Source organism: Pelagicoccus sp. SDUM812003 (genome assembly GCF_031127815.1).
Taxonomy (GTDB): domain Bacteria; phylum Verrucomicrobiota; class Verrucomicrobiia; order Opitutales; family Opitutaceae; genus Pelagicoccus.
The window spans coordinates 168,399-185,798 of record NZ_JARXHY010000007.1 but is presented as its reverse complement, the minus strand read 5'-3'; the positions used below and the strand labels follow the sequence as shown (position 1 = coordinate 185,798).

The 17,400-nt window shown below is 59.2% G+C and carries 15 protein-coding genes and 2 tRNA genes; 3 read left to right on the top strand and 14 right to left on the bottom strand.

The features are described 5' to 3' along the window. Nucleotides 1-3 precede the first annotated feature (3 nt). The 3 genes from QEH54_RS11705 (at nt 4) to QEH54_RS11695 (ending at nt 3,180) form a co-directional block, all read left to right on the top strand. Nucleotides 4-621: a prepilin-type N-terminal cleavage/methylation domain-containing protein gene (locus QEH54_RS11705; RefSeq protein ID WP_309018860.1), complete on the top strand. Its 618-nt coding sequence runs from the start codon at nt 4-6 to the stop codon at nt 619-621. Nucleotides 622-625: 4 nt separating this feature from the next. Continuing rightward, the gene (locus tag QEH54_RS11700) at nt 626-2,686 is read left to right on the top strand and encodes a hypothetical protein (protein WP_309018859.1); all 2,061 of its coding nucleotides are present in this window, start codon (nt 626-628) and stop codon (nt 2,684-2,686) included. A gap of 248 nt (nt 2,687-2,934) precedes the next feature. After that, complete coding sequence (locus tag QEH54_RS11695; RefSeq protein ID WP_309018858.1) at nt 2,935-3,180, top strand: hypothetical protein; 246 nt, start codon at nt 2,935-2,937, stop codon at nt 3,178-3,180. Between the two features lie 141 nt (nt 3,181-3,321). Here QEH54_RS11695 and gatB read toward each other — a convergent pair whose 3' ends face one another. The 14 genes from gatB to QEH54_RS11625 form a co-directional block, all read right to left on the bottom strand. After that, nucleotides 3,322-4,770, bottom strand: a complete 1,449-nt coding sequence (gene gatB, locus QEH54_RS11690; RefSeq protein WP_309018857.1) for an Asp-tRNA(Asn)/Glu-tRNA(Gln) amidotransferase subunit GatB — start codon at nt 4,768-4,770, stop codon at nt 3,322-3,324. A 118-nt stretch (nt 4,771-4,888) separates the two neighbouring features. Then, entirely contained in the window at nt 4,889-6,358 is a 1,470-nt protein-coding gene (gene gatA, locus QEH54_RS11685; protein ID WP_309018856.1) for an Asp-tRNA(Asn)/Glu-tRNA(Gln) amidotransferase subunit GatA, read from the bottom strand. Nucleotides 6,359-6,468: 110 nt separating this feature from the next. Beyond that, a complete protein-coding gene (gatC, locus tag QEH54_RS11680; protein WP_309018855.1) occupies nt 6,469-6,759 on the bottom strand; it encodes an Asp-tRNA(Asn)/Glu-tRNA(Gln) amidotransferase subunit GatC in 291 nt (96 codons plus the stop codon). A gap of 30 nt (nt 6,760-6,789) precedes the next feature. Beyond that, nucleotides 6,790-9,228: a phenylalanine--tRNA ligase subunit beta gene (gene pheT / locus QEH54_RS11675; RefSeq protein WP_309018854.1), complete on the bottom strand. Its 2,439-nt coding sequence runs from the start codon at nt 9,226-9,228 to the stop codon at nt 6,790-6,792. 37 nt (nt 9,229-9,265) lie between these two features. Then, nucleotides 9,266-10,306, bottom strand: a complete 1,041-nt coding sequence (gene pheS, locus QEH54_RS11670; RefSeq protein ID WP_309018853.1) for a phenylalanine--tRNA ligase subunit alpha — start codon at nt 10,304-10,306, stop codon at nt 9,266-9,268. Nucleotides 10,307-10,511: 205 nt separating this feature from the next. After that, nucleotides 10,512-10,883 carry a 50S ribosomal protein L20 gene (rplT, locus tag QEH54_RS11665; RefSeq protein WP_309018852.1) on the bottom strand — a complete coding sequence of 124 codons (372 nt, stop codon included), beginning with the start codon at nt 10,881-10,883 and terminating at the stop codon, nt 10,512-10,514. A gap of 86 nt (nt 10,884-10,969) precedes the next feature. Then, entirely contained in the window at nt 10,970-11,164 is a 195-nt protein-coding gene (rpmI, locus tag QEH54_RS11660; RefSeq protein WP_309018851.1) for a 50S ribosomal protein L35, read from the bottom strand. Between the two features lie 195 nt (nt 11,165-11,359). Then, nucleotides 11,360-11,435: transfer RNA gene (locus QEH54_RS11655), tRNA-Thr, on the bottom strand. A 46-nt stretch (nt 11,436-11,481) separates the two neighbouring features. Continuing rightward, nucleotides 11,482-11,557 (bottom strand) — tRNA-Lys (locus QEH54_RS11650). Between the two features lie 148 nt (nt 11,558-11,705). Further along, the gene (locus QEH54_RS11645; protein WP_309018850.1) at nt 11,706-13,010 is read right to left on the bottom strand and encodes a folylpolyglutamate synthase/dihydrofolate synthase family protein; all 1,305 of its coding nucleotides are present in this window, start codon (nt 13,008-13,010) and stop codon (nt 11,706-11,708) included. Between the two features lie 41 nt (nt 13,011-13,051). Then, on the bottom strand, nt 13,052-13,912 hold the full coding sequence (gene accD / locus QEH54_RS11640; RefSeq protein WP_309018849.1) for an acetyl-CoA carboxylase, carboxyltransferase subunit beta: 861 nt from the start codon (nt 13,910-13,912) through the stop codon (nt 13,052-13,054). A gap of 40 nt (nt 13,913-13,952) precedes the next feature. Continuing rightward, nucleotides 13,953-14,690, bottom strand: a complete 738-nt coding sequence (locus QEH54_RS11635; RefSeq protein ID WP_309018848.1) for a ComF family protein — start codon at nt 14,688-14,690, stop codon at nt 13,953-13,955. Nucleotides 14,691-14,918: 228 nt separating this feature from the next. Beyond that, a complete protein-coding gene (gene cysK, locus QEH54_RS11630) occupies nt 14,919-15,875 on the bottom strand; it encodes a cysteine synthase A (RefSeq protein WP_309018847.1) in 957 nt (318 codons plus the stop codon). Nucleotides 15,876-16,023: 148 nt separating this feature from the next. Further along, nucleotides 16,024-17,400: a TIGR01777 family oxidoreductase gene (locus tag QEH54_RS11625; RefSeq protein WP_309018846.1), complete on the bottom strand. Its 1,377-nt coding sequence runs from the start codon at nt 17,398-17,400 to the stop codon at nt 16,024-16,026.

Genomic DNA, 17,400 nt, shown 5'->3' with positions numbered 1-17,400 from the left:
AACATGAACACGCCCGCCCCCAAAACCAGCAACCGCGGCTACACCTTGGTCGAAGTGATGATCGCCCTAGGTATCTTCAGCCTAATCATGGCAGGAACCACCGCCTTCCTGATCAATACCTCCAATTTCGCTGCGTACACCGAAGGCAAGCTACTGGTCAACCGCGACATCAGAGCCTTCACCAGCGAGCTCTCCGACTTCGCCACCTACTCCAACTACTTCGTCATCTACAAGTCCTTCTCCGACCGCACCGTGGTCGACGAAGGCGGCTCAGGCGACTTCATGGTGCTGGCATTCGTGGACGATGACGATCCATCGCTCTATACCCAGCTCATCGGCTTCTATCGTTCCGCTACCGAGACCACCGAAGGTCCCGTGCAAAAGTTCTCTATCGCCTTCGATCCTCCCTCCGACCAGCCCCTGGCCGACCTGCTGCCAGCATCCAGCTCCGCGGGCAGCCACGAGGAGATCATCGAGCTCTCCCGCGGTCTGAGCGACGGGCGGCTCTTCTACAACTTCTTCAATCGCAGCATCACGGTGCAGGGCGAGATCCTGCACGAAGGCAATCTCGCCAAACGGGCGACCAACACCTACAATTTCACCGTCTCGCCGAGAGGATAACCCCATGAGAGCTTCCAACCTGATATCCGAAAAACGCGGCGGAGCCTTGCTGGCGGTCTTCGTGATCGCCACTTCGCTCGCAGTCATCATCGCTTCCCTCTTCAGCCATTCCATGTCGGAACGAAGAATCAACAAGCGCCACGAACTGCGGCTCATTTCGAAAAACGCCTCCGAAGCCATCGCCGAATACGGCTTCGCGCAGCTGCGCCACAAGTTCGAAAACCGCACCAACTTCTCCATGGACGCTCTCAAGCCCGGCTCCAGCGACGAGTTGACCATGCCAGCCTCAAGCCTGTTCGGCAGCGTGCTCGACTACGAAAAATCCGAGCTGGTGGGCGGCACCGTGCCCGACTACCCCACCGAGCTGACCTACATCGACCCCGTCGACCCAGCCAACGAATTCGATCCGCTGCGCGGCCAGAAGGTCTACGCCCGAAACATCGGCATCTACGCCAAGGCGGTGGTCAATGACCCCCTCGGCGGCTCCAGCATCACCAGCTACATTTCCCAGAAGCTCCAAGTCCGCGACGCCCCGCTCTTCGCCCACGCCATTTTCTACAACCTCGATCTGGAAGTCTCGCCCGGACCCAAAATGGACATCTTCGGCCCGGTCCACACCAACGGGGACTTGTACCTGCAAGGCATCGACGGGGTCGACTTTCACTACCCCGTATCCACTTCGAAAGACATGTTCTACGGCTGGGGCACCGGCAAACCCTCCGCCCAAGGATCCGGCAACGAGCGCCTGCAGACGGGCGACGTGCGCTTCAAGAACCGGGCTGGAGACCTGGTCTCCATGAAGGACGGCGGCAGCTTCATGGACTCCAATCGCAGCGACTGGCGCGAATACGCCTCCAATCGATGGAACGGCAACCTGCTCACCCAGGAGCATGGCGTGGAAACCTACCAGCCTGTGGCCTTTCCCGACTACAAGAAAGACGATCCCTCCACTCACGAATACGATCCGGTCAATTCCGGTCACGCCCTCATCGAGCCGCCGCTGCCTACCGCCAGTCCGGACTACAACGCCGAAATCGAGAAACAAAAGCTCTCCACCAAAGCCGGCCTCTACTTTTCCTGGGACGTCGAAACAGGGGAAGTGAAAGCCTTCGATGGCGATGGCTACGAGTACGACATCTCGAATCTGGAAGGCCCCGGCAGCGACTACCTCTACGAGATCAAGGAAAACGCCATGCAGGACAAACGACGCAACAAGCAGATCGACATGGTCGATTTCAACGTGGGAAAACTGAAGCAGTTGATCGAGAATCCCGACGTCTCCTCACCCAACGGCCACATCGGCGTCTACGATCCTGATATCCCTCACTCGGCCTACAACCCCGGCTCCGAGTGGAACGGCATCGTCTACTTCGAAACCAAGACCAGCTCCAGCAACGCCCAGAACCAGGAGCGCCTGCACCACTCGGGCATTCGCGTCTGGGGCGGCGAGACCGACCGCAGCGGACAGGGCATTCCCAGCTATGGAGAAGACCCAGGTTTGACCTTCGCCACCAACAACGCCCTCTACGTGAAAGGCCATTTCAATGCCGACGGCACCTTGCACGATACCTGGACCAGCGAAAACAGCGCCTTGGTGCCCGAAGTGGGCGAAGTGCCGGTGGCTCTCTACGGAGATAGCGTCACCATTCTCTCAAACAGCTGGGACGATTCCATCACCTCGAGCAAACCCGACGCCAGCAGCACTGAAGTGGCGGCCGCCATCGTCTCGGGCCTCATCCCCTCCGACGCACGCAGCAACGGGAAAAGCAGCGGCGGCGTGCACAACTTCCCCCGCTTCCTCGAGGACTGGGGCGGCAAGAGCCTCTACATCAGAGGATCGCTGGTCTGCCTCTACGAAAGCGAAGTGGACGACAGCCAATGGCAGATCAACTACTACAGCCCGCCCGCTCGCAAATGGGGGTTCAGCCAGCTCTTCCTCAACGGCACCTTCCCCCCAGGAACGCCCCTGCTGCGCACCTACCGACGGGTGGACTACACCGACCTTACCCAGACCGAATACGAGAACGCCCTGCGCGCTCTGCCCTGGGGCGGAGAGGAATCCTAGCGACCCGCTTCCCGACGCTAAACGAAGCGCTCCAAGCGCCTCAGCAGGAGCTGGTTTCCACCGGCCAAGACCCGAAAACGCGCCACTTCGGCGCCAGCCGAGGGATCGCCCCTTCCCCCCCATCAGGCAATCGCTGACGCGGACTTAGGCGTGCATCCGTTTCACGCCTCTGACGCTCTCTAGGCATTGCCCTCTACGGACGAATAGGGTGATATTAGCAACGTAGCCTGCCAAGATCCCTCTGTCCCATGAAACCTATAATCGCCGCAACCGCCTGCTTCATCACCGCTACGGTGGTATGCGCTCACATATCCGACGGTACGGAATCCAGCTCCACTGAAGCCAAACAACAACCTATCGTCTCGTATATCCAAAACGCTTACACCGATAGCACGTCAGGCAATATGGAACCCAGCGCCTACGGGCTGGTGGGTGCCGCTGCGCTGACGCTCGTCATCGCAGCAAGACGAATTGGCGCCCAGCTGCAAAGCTAGTCGGCCGCCAGTTTTTTACTCTACAAAAGCCAACCCCTCAACCGAGCGGTTGGCTTTTTGCGTCCCAGCGACCAGGCCCCGAACCGGCAGAGGCGAGCGCCTCGCAGTCCCGCCTTTTCACGCTTCGAAAACGGGAGCTCGCTATCCCAGCAGCTCGCGAATCAGCTTCTGCACGAGCTGCGGATTCGCCTTGCCGCGGCTTTTTTTCATCACCGGCCCCAGCAAGGCGTTGAGCGCCTTGTCGTTTCCGGAACGAAAATCCTCCACTGGGCGCGGATTCTCGTCGATGGCCTCCTGGCACCAGGCCCTGACCTGACCTTCGTCGAAGTCCGGCTTCAGTCCCTTTCGCTCGATGACCTGATCCGCCGTTTCGCCGGTCTTGAACATTTCGGGAAACACGTCCTTGTTGGCCACGTTCTTGGGCACGACGCCCTTTTCCACCGCTCGGACCAGCGTCAGCAGCGAGTCCGGAGTGATCTTGCACTCGTCGAGCGAGATCCCCGCCTCGCCCATCTCGCGCAACAGGTCGTTGGCCACCAGATTTCCTAAGGCCTGAGCGCTCTTGGGAGCCTGCTTGGCCGCGGACTCGAACCAATCGCTCAATTTGCGGTCCGGCACAAGCACGCAGGTGATGGTATAGGGCAGACCGTACTCTTTCATGAAGCGGCGCTGCTTATCCCACGGAAGCTCGGGAATCTCGTCGCGCAAGCGCTGCCGCCATTCATCATCGATCTCCACCGGCATCAGATCCGGATCGGGGAAATAGCGGTAGTCGTGAGCGTCCTCCTTCTCGCGCATCAGCTCCGTGCGACCGAGGTCCGCGTTCCAGCGCCAGGTGGCTTGGACCTGCTGCTTGCCACGCTTTAGCTCGCTGATCTGACGCTTGATCTCGTAGTCGATGCCGTTCTTCACGCCCGTAATGCTATTGAGGTTCTTGAGCTCGATCTTCGTTCCGAGCTCCTTCTGCCCCACCGGACGAACCGAAATGTTGGCATCCGCGCGCATCTGCCCCTTTTCCATGTCGCAGTCCGAAATCCCGCAATAGATCATAGTCTGCCGGATGGCGGTCAGAAAGGCGAACGCCTCCTCGCCGGAATGCATGTCCGGCTCGCTCACGATCTCCATCAAGGAAGACCCAGCGCGATTGTAGTCCACCAAGCTGTCCTCGGAAAAGTGGTTCAGCTTTCCTACGTCGTTCTCCAAATGGATGCGGGTGAGCTGGATCTTCTTATGCTCTCCCATCACGCCACGGTTTTCTCCGGGCAACTCGATCTCGACATAGCCGCCTTCGCAGATCGGCTTGTCGTACTGAGTGATCTGGTAGTTGTTCGGGCTATCTGGATAAAAGTAGTTCTTCCGGTCCCACTTGCAGTAGTCGGGAATGACGCAATTGAGAGCCAGACCCGCCTTGATGATGCCATCTAGCGACGCCTTGTTCATCACCGGCAACGCCCCTGGCAGGCCCATGATCACGGCGTCGACAAGCGTGTTTGGCTCGTATCCATAACCTTGGCGACAACGGGTGAAGATCTTCGACTCGGTCTTGATCTGAACATGGACTTCCAGTCCGATAACTGCTTCGTATTCCATTTTCCTAAATGCTTTTTTCAACCACAGATGGCTCAGACGAGCACAGAAAGCGCTCCATTCGCAAAACCATCCTTCATATCACCTGTGTCTATTCTTGAAATCAGTGGTTAAAATATAACTACAAGTTCGGGTGCTGGTTCTTAAAATCGTGAGCCGATTCGAACGCTTGCGCCACGGCCAGAATCTCTTCTTCCTTGAACGGTTTGCCGAGGACCTGCAGCCCCACTGGCAGTCCATCGCTGTATCCGCAAGGCAACGACAAACCTGCGATCCCAGCCAAATTCGCCGAGATCGTGTAGATATCGCTCAAATACATCGAAAGCGGGTCCGCCGTCTTCTCGCCCTTTTTGAAGGCGGTCGAAGGCGAGGTGGGAGCTAAGATCGCGTCGACTTCCTTGAACGCGTTTTCGAAATCGCGACGGATCAGCGTGCGCACCTTCTGTGCCTTTAGATAGTAGGCGTCATAATAGCCACTGCTCAGAACGTAGGTACCCAAAATCACACGACGCTTCACTTCCTCGCCAAATCCCTCCGCTCGGGATTGGCAATAGATGTCAACCGAGTCCTTGGCGTCAAACGCCTCGGCACGGTGAGTGTAGCGGATCCCATCGTAGCGGGCGAGATTCGAAGAGGCCTCCGCGGTGGCGATGATGTAGTAGGTCGCGACCGCATACTCGGTATGCGGCAAGCTGACTTCCTTGATCTCGCAACCTAGGCTTCGGTAGAACTCGATCGCGTCCTGCACCGGTTTCATCGCCGACTCGTCGGAGACGTTTTCGAAATACTCCTTGGGCAGGCCGAGGGTCCACTTCTTTCCTTTCAGAGACTCCATGGCCGCCAAATAGTCCGGCACGTCCGCCCGGTAGGATGTGGAATCTCGTTCGTCGTGACCTGCTATACCCTGCAGCAGCATCGCCGCGTCCTTCACGCTTCGGGCCATCGGCCCGACCTGATCGAGCGACGACGCGAAGGCCGCCAAACCGAAGCGCGACACCCGCCCATAAGTCGGTTTCAACCCCACCACTCCGCAGTACGAAGCTGGCTGTCGAATCGAGCCGCCCGTATCGCTGCCCAAGGTCAAAGGAGCTTCACCCGCCGCTAGGGCAGCAGCGCTTCCGCCGGAACTACCGCCAGGCACGCAATCGAGATTCCATGGGTTGGAGGTCTTCTTGAAAGCGGAATTTTCAGTGGAAGAGCCCATGGCGTATTCGTCCATATTGAGCCGTCCCCACAGCACAGCCCCGTTCGACCTCAGTTTTTGGATACAGGTCGCATCGTAGGGAGAGACGAAGTTCTCCAGCATCTTGCTCGAGCAAGTGAGCGGCTGGTCCTTCACCGCCAGCACGTCCTTGATTCCTACCGGAATGCCGTCAAGGGGACCTAAGGTCTTCCCTCCCGCTCGCCGGAGATCAGAGGCTTCAGCCTGCTTCAGAGCGTCGGCTTCGTCGTAGCTGTTGAAAGCGGCCACGCGATCCTCGACCGCTTTGGTGCGCTCGATAACCGTCTTGGTCAGCTCCACCGCAGACAGCTCCTTCTTGTCCAGCAGCTCCGAAAGCTCGCTCGCCGTTTTATAATAAAGTTCCTGCATCGTGAATAACTAACTACACATCCCACGAATTGCTCCAATCCGCACGAATGCGCTATGCTCCTCTAGTCGATCAATTCGTGTCAATTTGTGTTATTCGTGGGCGACTCCGTTCAATCCACCACCTTCGGCACCACGATCATGTTGTCGCGTTGGGCGGGAGCGTTCTTGAGCGCTTCCTGCACGGACAGCTCCGAGCTTACCTTGTCCTCCTGCCAAACGTTGCTCACCGGATGAGGATGGGCCGTGGGCTCGACATCGCTCGTATCGAGCTCCTCGAGCTTCTCCACGTATCCAATGATTGAATCCAGCTGCTCCGAGTACTTGGCCTTTTCCTCGTCGCTCAAAGCGATGCGAGCGAGCTTGGCGGTGTAGTCGATATCGATATGCGTCTTTTTCGACATGGTCTTCTGCGTTCTGGGAAAACGTTCGTTCTAGTCGCGAATCGTGTAGCTCGTCTTTTCCGGGACCTGCTTGCAGATCGCCTCGAAGACTTTGCTCACCTCCTTGTCCTTCAAAGTCCGGTCCATCGCTCGGAAGGCGATTGAAATAGCGACGCTTTTCTTTCCTTCCGCTAGGCCGGTCCCCTGATAAACATCGAAAATGGAAACGGCTTCGACCTCGAACCCCTTCGCTGCCTTGCTCGCGAGCTTAGACAGGGTGCGGGCCACCTCCTCCGCGCTCTCGTTCTGGTCAACTACCAGAGCCAAGTCCCGACTCGTCGCCGGGTACAGACTGAACGGCTTGAACTTGATGCGCTTGGGCTGACGCAGGCGCTCGGGCAGATAGCAGAAGATACCTCCCACGACCTCGCCTTGGATATCCATTTCCTTGATACGAGGCAAACTCATCAAGCCTATGCGGGCGAAGAAACCAGCCTTCGGCTCCTCGTAGGCAGCGCTGTGGCCTTCCTGCCAAGCAGTTCCGTTTTCACCCACTGGACGGATCTTGAACTTGCTCAGGTCGAGTCCGGCGAAGCTCGCGATGGTCTCCACCCGCTTTTTCACCGCGTAGAAATCGTCGAAACCGCGCTCCTTCCAGCTGCGTTCGACGCCCCCGTTGCATTCGATGAACGCCACCGCGATCATCTCCACGATCTTCCCGTTAAGCTCCGCGAAGATGCGACCGCTTTCGAAGAAACGGTTGGCCCCTGTCTTGCGGGCCTGATTGAGGCGCAGCGTTTCCAGCAAGCCAGGCAGCAGGCTGTGACGGAGCTGCGTCTGGTCCTCGCTGATCGGATTCAGCAAAGCCAGCTCTTCAGCGCACACATGGCCCGACCAGGTCTTTTGCTCCTCCTGCGAACGCAATGTGTAGTTCACCGCCTCGGCGAAATTCTGGCCAACGAGGAAGCTGGAGGACTTCCTCACGAACTCCGTGATAGGACTGTCGACAGCGGTAGTCGCAGTGGCCCGAACCTGTCCGCCGGGGATGCGATGCGTACCGTAGATTCGAAGAACCTCCTCCAACAGGTCGATGGGACGGTACAGGTCGCCTCGGTAGCTGGGGATGGATACCCGCCACTCGTCTTCAGACGCTTCGTTGACCGATAGGTCCAGCAACTCCCACGCTTCCTTGATATCGTCATCCGAAATGTCGAAGCCGGCTTTGCGACGCACCCAATTCGGGTCCATCTCGATCTCGGTCTCCCAGTTCGGCTCCTTGCCAGCCGTGTAGCTGTTCGAGCAAAGCTCGCCGCCCGCGGTCTGCAGGATGAGCGATATGGCTCGGTCAGTTGCGTAACGCAAGGAGAGCGGATCCACCCCGCGCTCGAAGCGATAGGAGCTGTCGGTAGAAAGTCCCAGCTTTTTGGATACCCAGCGAATGGTGGACGGCTTGAAGTATGCGACTTCCAAAACAACGTCCGTCGTGTCGCCCTTCACTTCCGAGTTCAAGCCTCCCATGACGCCGGCCACGGCCAACGGCTTTTCCTGATCAGCGATCACCACCATGCGGTCCGAAAGCTTTCTCTCCGTCTCATCGAGCGTAGTCATCGGCTCGCCATCGCTAGCATGGCGCACGCGAATCCGGCCGCCCGCGATATCCCGGGCATCGAAGGCATGCATGGGGTTGCCGCATTCGTGCATTACGAAGTTGGTCACATCCACCACGTTGTTGATGGGACGCAAGCCGATGGAAGCAAGCGCCTCCTGCAGCCATTTCGGGCTCGGCCCGATCTTCACGCCTTTGATCACGCTGGCTAGGTAGAGCGGACAATCCTCCGCTGCATCGACTTCGACTCCGCCGAAAATCGATTCGCCATTCGGACGATCTCCTTCAGGGGTGATGTCGTTGATTTCCGGATACTTCAGCTCTCGGCGATACCAGGCGGCAAGCTCACGGGCGATACCAAGATGGCAAAGGCAATCCGGTCGATTTGGCGTCACCTCGAGATTAAAAACAGTGTCGCTGTCGCTCAGGGCCTCGTTGATCGGCGTGCCGACTTCCGGGCGATCTTCCAGGATCAGCAGACCTGCATGATCCTGCCCGGCTCCGATTTCCTTGCCGGAGCACATCATGCCATCGGACTCCACGCCACGCAGCTTGGAACGCTTGATTTTGAAGCCGCCTGGCAGCTCCGCACCGGGAAGAGCGACCGGCACGCGATCGCCCACCTTGTAGTTGCTGGCTCCGCACACGATCGACTTTTCGCCAAACTCAGGACCGCAATCGACGCGACACACGCCCAGCTTGTCCGCATCGGGATGCGGATCGCGCTGAAGCACCTCGCCAACCACCACGTTTTCCAAGAGGGGCACGCCGGTGGTTTCCATGTCGTCGACTTCGAAGCCGAGCAGCGTCAGCGAGTCGGCAAGCTCCTGTGGAGTCTCGTCGAGATCTACATAGCGTTTAAGCCATTTCAGAGAAAGTTTCACTGTAGGAAAGTGTTAGGGATTTTGGATACACGTTCGCTTAGGCGAACTGCGACAGGAAGCGGGCGTCGTTTTGGTAGAAGTAGCGAATGTCGTCGATGCCGTAGAGAATCATGGCGATGCGCTCGATCCCCATGCCGAAGGCGAAACCGGAATACGTCTCCGGATCGTAGCCGACGGAGTCGAAAACCGCGGGTTCGACCATGCCGCAGCCGGCGATTTCCACCCACTCGCTGCCCAGCTTCGCAAGATGGCTCGAGGAGAAATCGACCTCGAAACTCGGCTCGGTGTACGGGAAGAAGTGCGGACGAAAGCGGGTCTTGGTTCCCTTGCCTAGCAGTTGCTCGAAGAAGTAGTCGAGCACCGCCTTGAGGTCGCGAACGGTCACGTTCTCGTCCACGTACAACCCTTCGATCTGATGGAAATTGGCGCTGTGCGTGGCGTCCACCGTGTCGCGGCGAAAGCAGCGGCCCGGAGAAATGACCCGCAGCGGCGGCCTCTCCTTGAGCATGGTGCGGATCTGGACCGAAGAGGTGTGCGTGCGCAGCAGGTAGCGCTCGTCTTCCTTTTTGGATACATTGCCGAACCGGGCGTCGTCAGGCAGATAGAACGTGTCCTGCAAATCTCTAGCCGGGTGATCGGCCGGCGTGTTCAAAGCGTCGAAGCAGTAGTACTCCGTTTCCACTTCCGTGCCTTCCACCACCGTGAAGCCGATCTGCTTGAAGATGCTGCAGATTTCCTCCCGAACCTTGGTAAGCGGATGAAGACTGCCCGGACCGGGCTCCACCGAAGGCAGCGATGGGTCGATCGCCGGACCGATGCGGGCGGCGAGCTCCGCGTTCTCGATGGCCTCGAGCGCCTGGTCGTAGAAGCCTTGAATCTGCTGCTTGGCCTGATTGATCATCTTGCCGAAGGCCGGACGATCCTCCTTGGGAACGGAGCCCATGCCCTTCATGACCTTGGTCAAGGCTCCGTTGGGGCCGGTGATCTCCGCCTTGATGCTTTCGAATCCAGCGCGGCTGCTCACGGCGCTGACTTTCTTCTTCGCGGTTTCTACGATGTTTTTGAGTTCTTCTTCCATGGTCTGGAAATCGGTGCGGGACGGATCGCTGATCCGCTTGGAATGGGACTGGACGACGGCGGATCTTGGATCCGCCCAACAAGTGGGTCGAAAATGAAAAAAAGGAGTTCGAGCAGATACCCGAACTCCTTTTGATGAAAGGCTAAATTTAGATGTCCGAGCTCTTTTTAGCGAGCTTCGGAATGTCGTGTGGAACGAGCCCGCTCTAGGCGGCTGCCTTCGCCTTCAGGGCGTCCTTGGCCTTTTCGACCAGTCCCTTGAACGCGACGGGATCGTTCACAGCGAGATCAGCGAGGATCTTGCGATCGAGCACGACTTCCGCAGCCTTGAGGCCCTCGGTAAATCGGCTGTAGCTGATGCCTTCCGCGCGGCAAGCGGCGTTGATGCGGACGATCCAGAGTTGGCGCCAGGTGCGTTTCTTGGCGCGGCGGTCGCGATAGGCGTACTGCAGGGCGTGGGCCACTGCTTCCTTCGCGTAGCGGTAGAGTCGCGACTTGTTGCCGAAGTAGCCCTTGGCTTGCTTCAGCATCTTCTTGCGACGCTTGTTGTATGCGGGTGCGTTTGTTGCTCTAGGCATGTTTGGTGATCTTTCTAGTGCTCGATTTCGTTAGGTCGCCTACTAAGTATTTACCCAATCGAAATAATTCTCGTCGTAACAGGGTCTTAGAGACCGTGGGGAAGACCGCGCATGAGGTCTGCCTGACGGCCGTCGGAGACGGACTTGTCCCTGTTGAGGTTACGCTTCTGCTTGGTGCTCTTCTGGTGCAGATGGTGACGCTGGCCAGGTGAGCGACGACGGAGCTTGCCGTTGCCGGTAAGCTTGAAGCGCTTTGCTATGGATTTCTTGGTCTTTTGCATGACTTTGAAGAAACCGAAGACAAAGATACAAAAGCCCCCCTGTGTAAAGGGGAAAGACGGGAATTTTCGGCAGGCGTCGGCGAGCTCGATGGCCGCCGCGATTCCGGTCAGGTTTCGCTCGGGCGAGCCGCCCTGTTCGTCGCGGCCAGCCGATACGAAAAAACCGCCTTCTCGCGGAAAGCGGTTTTTGGAAAATGGAGCCGGCGATGGGACTCGAACCCGCAACCTACTGATTACAAATCAGTTGCTCTACCAATTGAGCTACGCCGGCGTGGCTTTGTCTGATAACGGCGCGGGACCGTGCACCTTTAGGAAATTGGTACCCCCCCGGGGACTCGAACCCCGAACCAATTGATTAAGAGTCAACTGCTCTACCGATTGAGCTAGAGAGGCATGAATTGGAAAGGCCCCCGAAAATCCAAGTTCGGACCCGTCTGTCAATAGTGTTTTCAAAAATCGATCCGAAAAATCGCCATCGCAGAGGGAAGCCCCCGAAATCGGACAGGTGCGTTTCGCGCTCTCGCCTGTCTCCGCCGGGCCCTTAGAAATCCTGCAACGCGCCTTGCCCAAGCGGGCTCTCTTCCAGAAACCGATCCCAAATCTCGCCGATCAGGTAGATCGAACCCGTGACCACCAGAGGAGGGGCTCCGTGCTGATCGAGGGAGCAGACGCCTTTCGACGGAAAGATCCGAGCGATCTCGCCCCGCTCCACCGCCCCCTCGAAATCGTCGGGCACGAACGACGCTAGCTCCTCCAGCGAACAGGCTCGACTCTGCTGGGGCACCACGAAGGTGATGCTGCGGGCCCACTTCGCCGCCACCGGCACCAGGCTGCTGGCTCGATAGCCGCCCATCACGCCCATCACCACGTCAGGCTTAGCTCCGCCGCTGCGCTCGACCAAATCGGCCAAGTTGTCGTCCAGCCAACGCGCTCCTTCGGAATTGTGCGAGACATCGAAAACGATCTTCCGATGCCGCAGCTGCCGCTCTTCCCAGCGACCGGGCCAGGAAACGGAGGCCAAGCTGGCTTCGGCGGTCGCGCGGTCCAAGCCGAAACGCCCCGCCATCGCCTCCACCACCGTCATGGCAATGGCGGCGTTGATGCGCTGGTAGCGTCCGTACAGATTGGTCCGAGGAAAGCTTTCCAAATCCTCGCCGAAACGCTCCGCTACCGTGATGAGCTCGCAGCCGCGCTCGCGGCAAATGCTTCGCACTTCCGCCATGGCGTCCTCCGGCAGCAGCCCCGCCACCACGGGCACGCCAGGCTTGATGATGCCGCCCTTCTCCCGAGCGATCGCGGCGTGGGAGTCTCCTAGGATTTCGCAGTGGTCCAATCCGATGGAAGTGATCACGCTGCACTCCGGCACCAAAACGTTGGTCGCGTCCAGCCGCCCGCCGAGCCCCACCTCCACCAAGGCGATGTCCACCGCTTCACGCTGAAAACGCAGAAACGCCATGGCCGTCATGAACTCGAAGAAACTCGGGTGCAACTCCGCATCAGGCTGGGCAATCGCGCTCGCCAAGGGAGCCAGTTCGCGCACGAAATCCAGAATCGCCTCCTCGCTGAGGATGCGGCGGTTCACCTGAATGCGCTCGCCCTGCCGAACCAGGTGCGGCGACGTCGAAAGCCCCGTTTTGAACCCTTGGTCGCGAAACACCTGCTCCAACATGGCGCAGGTCGACCCCTTCCCGTTGGTGCCAGCGACGTGGATTGACGGAAAGCTGCGCTGCGGCTGCCCAAGCGCATCCGCGAAACGTTCCATACGGTCGATTCCGTATTTCGACCCCGCATTCTTGAGCGAATACAACCATTCGCGGGCTGCCTCGTAGGAGCTGAGATCAGGCATGGCGTTCGACGGGAGGGCCGCGGCGCTCCCGCTTCCTTACGTTATGCGGACTCTGGCTCTTTTTTCAGGTAAAGAGCAGCCAGCAGCTCGTGCAGTCGGGCCCGCATCTCGGTGCGAGGCACGATCTGATCGATGAGTCCACGCTGAAACAGGAATTCCGCGGACTGGAAGCCTTCCGGCAGCTCCGCGTTGGTGGTCTCCTTGATCACCCGAGCCCCTGCGAAACAGATGCGAGCGCCCGGCTCGGCCAAGATGACGTCGCCCAACGTAGCGAAACTCGCCGTCACTCCACCCGCGGTCGGATCGGTGAGGATCGATATGAATGGCAGCCGGGCCGCCGAAAGCCGACTGAGCGCCGCGCTGGTCTTGGCCATCTGCATCAGACTGAGGATGCCCTCCTGCATGCGAGCGCCGCCAGAGGCGGAAATCACAATGCACGGGATCTTGTTTTTGATGGCCCGCTCGATGGCTCGCGTGATCTTCTCCCCGGCGACCGAACCCAGAGAACCGCCGCTGAACTGGAAATCGAACACCGCGATGGAAACCGGGATCCCCTGGATCTTGCCCAGACCGCTGATGAGCGACTCCTTTTCGCCGGTCTTCTTCTGATACTGAGCCACGCGCTCCGGATAGGGCTTGGAATCCACGAACTCCAGAGCATCGCCCGGCATGAGATCGCGGTCCTCCTCCTTGAAGCTATTCTCGTCAAGCAGACTCTGGATGCGCTTGCGGGCAGTGATGGGAAAATGGTAGCCGCTCTTGGGCACCACGTTCTGGTTCTGCTCCAGTTCCTTGTTGTAGATGATCTCGCCGGAAACCGGGCACTTCTTCCACATCCCCTGCGGAATGTCCTTCTTTTTGACGATTACGGTCGAGTACTTCGGTTTTTGAAAGAGTGCCATTGTCAGAGCCTTCTAGTTGAAAAATCGCTTGGGATCAGGTCTAGCCATGCCCGATAGTCAAGACATCTATGCGACCGGCCCCCGCCTGCTCCAGCGCGTGAGCGCAGGCATTGAGCGTCGAGCCTGTCGTAAAAACGTCATCGACGATAACATAGCGTCGGCCGGGCTGTATGGCACGGTTTCGGCGCAATGAAAAGGCATTTTTCAGGTTGCGCACCCGCTCGCGCCGGTTGAACCGCGTCTGCGAAACGGTATCCACGCGCCGCTCCAAGACGTCCCCCATCTCGCTGTCCGGAAACACCTTCGCCAGCTCGCGAACGATCAACTCGCTCTGGTTGTAGCCCCGCTCCCTCATTTTACGAGCGTGCAACGGCACCGGCAGCAGAATCGCGTCGCCGACGAACTCCCGCAATCCTGGCCCCAGGCGGGCCATGGCAGCGATGTCGCGCAAGGCCCAGAATCCCCGCTCATACTTCAACTCGTGAATCAGATGCCGCACCGGGCCGCGAAACAGCGACACCGACCAGCCTTGCCCAAAGACCGGGCTCAGGTGCTCGCAATGCATGCAGCCCGCCTTCGACTCCGTCTCGCCGAAAAACGGAAATCCGCAGGTCAGGCACTTCGGCTCCCGCACCAACTGGACGCGATCGCAGCACGCGACGCAGACGCTGGCAAAGTCGCTCCGCGCCTCCACCAATCCGCCGCATTCCACGCACTGGGACGGAAAGGCGGCCGCGGTGAAGGCTTCGAAACAACGGCTGAACAAACGAGGCAACATAAGGGTAACCTCTTAAACCTAAGCCCACTCGCCCCAGGCGCCACCCCAAAAAGGCGATCGCCTCCAGAGCAACTGTTATTTGCAACGTCGCAATCAACAGTTGCGGCCGTCGGCGCTCGGAGACGCCCCGGCGCGCCCGTGGGTCGATACAAATGAAAAGGGGCCTCCCCGGCGAAGGGAGGCCCGCTAAAAAACGGTCGATCAGCTGGAGATCGCTCGGCCCGAACGCTAAGCGGTTGCTCCGGTCGTTTCGGCTCGGGCCTTTTCGCCCAATGGAGTGCTGATGTAGCGCTCGCCGCAGCTGCAGGCCACCGTGACGATGGTCTTGCCAGCCATTTCCGGACGCTTGGCCAGCTGCAAGGCCGCCCATACGTTGGCTCCGGAGGAGATGCCGCCACAGATGCCTTCCTTGAGGGCGAGGTCCTGAGCGGTTTGGAACGCGTCTTCGTTGGTCACGGTGATGACGTCGTCGATGATATCCTTGTTGCAGTTCTTGGGGATGAAACCGGCCCCGATGCCTTGGATCTTGTGCGGACCTGGCTGACCACCAGAAATCACCGGGCTGTTAGTCGGCTCGACTGCGACGGTGAACAATTCCTTGCGGCTCTTGATGACCTCGGAGACCCCAGTGATGGTGCCACCTGTGCCCACGCCAGCCACGAAGGCGTCGATCTTGCCTTCAGTCGCTTCCCAGATCTCCTCCGCGGTGGTCTGGCGATGCACCTCCGGATTGGCCGGATTCTCGAACTGCTGCGGCATGAACGCCTTCTCGCCATACTCTTCGAGCAGCTCCTGGGCGCGAGCGATGGCGCCCGGCATACCCTTAGGGCCCGGGGTGAGCACCAGTTCGGCTCCCAACATGCGAAGCAGCACCCGACGCTCCATGGACATGGTTTCCGGCATGGTCAGCACCAAGCGATAGCCCTTGGCGGCAGCCACGAAAGCCAGCGCGATGCCCGTGTTTCCGGAAGTCGGCTCCACGATGATGCTGTCCGGACCGAGCTTTCCTTCCTTCTCGGCGGCCTCGATCATGGCGCGACCGATACGATCCTTCACGCTGGAGAGCGGGTTGAAGAACTCGCACTTCACGTAAACGTCAGCAGCCAAACCCTCTGTGAGACGGTTCAGCTTGATGAGCGGGGTGTTGCCGATCGCGGCGATTATGTTAGGGAATGCTTTTGCCATAGTGAGCGTATATTTGGGTTTCTTACTCTACTTAGTCAAGATTAGTTGAAGACGGGATTAAACGCTAAGCGATCCGCCTCGCAGGGTCGACTACGGAATGCGTTAATCTAATAGACGACTGGCCTGGGAAAACGGAGGCAGCGATTCCTCAGGCCAGGGAAAACGCTAGGGCGTCGTCGAGCTTGGGCAGCTGGAAAGGGTACTTGCTGTTTTCCAAGGCGCGCGGATAGATCTGCAAATCGCTCAGCAGAAGCTCATCGGCCATTTGGCCAAGGGCGCCGCGCAGGGCGAACTGCGGTGCGGGCAGGATCGCGGGTCGCCTGAGACGCGCCCCGAGCTTGCGAGCGAACGCCCCTTGGCTCAGCGTTTCCGGGGCGGTCAGGTTGACCGGGCCATGGAGTTTCGGCTGCAACAAAGTCCACGTCACGCCTTTCACCCAATCTTCCAATGCGATCCAAGGGAACCCTTGCTGGCCATCGCCCAGCGGCCCGCCAAGTCCGAGTCGAAAGGCTGGCAACATCTGAGCGAGGGCTCCACCGCGGGGATCGAGCACCACTCCGGTGCGCAGCAAGGCGACCCGACAGCCCAAGCTTTCGGCCCGGTAGGCGGCAGCTTCCCACGCGTCGCAGAGGTCGGCCAAGAAACCGGCACCCCGTTTCGCAGACTCATCCACCAGGCCATCGCTTTTCTGGCCGTAGAAACCGACGGCCGACCCGCCGAGGAAGCGATTGGGCGGACTTTCCAAGCGGGTGAGCGCAGTGATCAGAAACTGGGTGGCGTCCACGCGGCTCTTCCAAAGCCCCTGCTTTCGCTCCTCCGACCAACGTCCCGAAAAAAGCGACTGCCCCATCAAGGAAATCACCGCGTCGAAGCCTTCCAGCCGCGCCAGCTCGATCTCCCCTTTCGCCGGATCCCAACGGATATCGCCCGGCTTTTTCGGATGGCGCGTCAGCGTCTGCACCCGATGGCCTTGCGTGCCGAGGAAGGCGATCAGCTGCTGCCCGAGAAAGCCGCTGCCGCCGGCGACCAGCACGCGAAGCGACCCGGTGGCCGGCGCGGCTTTGCGAAAGGCGACATCGGAAGCGATCAGCTGATGGCGGTATTCGAACATCCGCTCCAGCTTTTCGCGAACCATCGAACCAGCGACGCCACGGCCCAAGCCTCCAAGCGGCAGTTCGTATTCAATCTCGTCCGACATGCGACAACGGGTATCGTTGATCCATTCGAATCGGTGCCGGTGGTTCCAGGAACGAAACGGACCTTGAACCTGCGTATCGACAAAATGGCTACCGTTTTCGCATTCGACGTGCTCCCCTTTCCAAGACCGCCTGCCAAAAGGCGTCTTTAAGGAGATCTCGATACGCTTGCCCACCCCCAGACCTTCGTCCTCGCGCAGCAGCTCCACCTTTTCCCAGGGCGGGCTCAGGCGCAAGAAGGCTCCGGGACGCCCATGCCAGGCGAAGAGCTCCTTGGCCGACAGAGCGACCTCGCTTTGCTTGCGAAACGTTTGAACCCCAGAGCTCAT